Source organism: Marisediminicola sp. UYEF4, assembly GCF_040546025.1.
GTDB lineage: Bacteria > Actinomycetota > Actinomycetes > Actinomycetales > Microbacteriaceae > Marisediminicola.
Genome location: NZ_JBEPNA010000039.1, coordinates 1 through 1746 on the forward strand (window position 1 = coordinate 1; position 1746 = coordinate 1746).

General features: G+C 67.9%; 1 protein-coding gene. It reads right to left on the reverse strand.

What is annotated here, in order from left to right:
- Window positions 1-194 precede the first annotated feature (194 nt).
- Complete coding sequence (locus ABIB15_RS15260) at window positions 195-1664, reverse strand: IS1182 family transposase (RefSeq protein WP_354480500.1); 1470 nt, start codon at window positions 1662-1664, stop codon at window positions 195-197.
- Window positions 1665-1746 lie beyond the last annotated feature (82 nt).

Genomic DNA, 1746 nt, shown 5'->3' on the forward strand with positions numbered 1-1746 from the left:
CTAGGTGCGCGGGTCGGAATCGGGTGACGTGGCGGGCGGCGTTGGCTCTGGCGTCGCGCGGTGACGATCGTGGGCCGGAGAACGGGTGGCTTCTTTCGACGTGTCGGGGTCGGGATCGCACCGCGGTGGGCTCGGGGCAGCTGTTGGCGGCTTCCTGCTCCGCCTGGGACCCCTGGGACGACCCCTGGGGAGGGCTATGCGGGCGCCAGAGCGGCGGCTGTGGCACGGTGGAGCTTGCGCAGGTTGTGGCAGATCGTGTGGAGCAGCCATTCGCCTTGCGCGCCAGCGAGTCCGCGCAATCGTAGCTGTCCGGCGTTTTGCCGGGTCTTCATCTGCCCGAACGCTGGTTCAACGATCGCTTTGCGGCGCGCGTAGCCGGCGCGGCCCTGCTCGGTGCGCAGCGCGTGCGCCATCCTCTCCCGCCGACTCACACCTTCCGGGTCCGGGTCTCCGACGCCGGTAGCAGGGAAACTTTCGCCATGACGTTGCCGTCCCGTCGCGATCAGGACCTGGGCATCGAGATCCTCGGCGGCTTCGAGGTTGTCTTCCGAGCAGTATCCCGCGTCAGCGAGGACGGCGGCCGGGGAACGATCGATCCCTGCCGCAGCGAGGTTCCGGGTGGTCTGCTCGGTCATCGGGACGAACTGCTGGATATCGGTGGCCTGCTGGGTGACCTCGGCGGTCAGCACGATCTGGTGGGCCTCATCGACAACGGCCTGAGCGTTGAACGCGTAATCGAACCCGCGGTTGGTCTTCATCATCCGCGCCTCGGGATCGGTGAAATTGCGTTGCGCTTTCGGCTTCGGCACCGCCCTGTCCACCGCAGCCGCCACGGCCGCGTCGGCCTGCTCAGCGGACTGACCGGCGGCCTCGGCCTTCTTCCGCGCCGCGGCTTCTGCCTTCTCAGCAGCGTCGGCCTCGATCGCGTCCCTCGCCGCCCGCAGTTTCGCCAGGCGCCCCTCACGGCGGGCCAGCTCCGGGGCGACCTCATCCCCGCGCCGGTCCTCACCGAACTGCTGATCCTCGGCCTCATCGACAGCCTCCGCCTCAGCGAGGAGCGCATCGACCTCGGCTTGGAGCTGATCGATCTTCGGGACGATCCGGTCATAACTCATCGCCTTATGCCGAGACGCGTTCGCTGCCAGCTTCGTGCCATCCAACGCGACACGCCCCAACCGCACCAGCCCCGCCTCCGCACACACCCGCAGCACCTGCAGGAACAACCCCGGCAGCGCGTCCAGGTGGCGGCGACGGAACCGGGCCAGGGACCGGTAATCCGGCGCCTGGTTGCCCGACAGCCACCGGAAGGCAATGTCGCGCTTGCAACGCCGCTCCAACTCACGCGAAGACGTCACCCCGGTCGCGTACGCGAACAGCAGCAGCTTCAGCATCATCCGCGGGTCATACGGCGGGGCACCCGAGACGGACGCGTACGACGCGTAGATCGGCGTCAGATCCAGAAGATCTTCAACGACCTCGGAGATGAACCGGGCCTCGTCATCGTCGTCCAGCCAGTCATCCAGACTCGGTGGCAGCAGGAAGCTCTGCCCCTGGTCATACCCGCGAAACGCCTTGGCCGCACCCGCCGGCACTCCCGATCCCGGCGCCCGCGCCTCACCCGACTCGACCTCGAACAAGCCCTCCGGGCCAGCAGTCACCAACATGAACCGATTCTCCCAGCGCCGCGCACTGCCCACCGGATTCACCTCGGCGCGTTAACCAGAAAGTTCTGACCCACGCACCTAG

What these genes read in the sequence shown, in the direction of transcription:
- ABIB15_RS15260 (WP_354480500.1), bottom strand. Translation starts at nt 1,664, where the DNA reads ATGTTGGTGACTGCTGGCCCGGAGGGCTTGTTCGAGGTCGAGTCGGGT.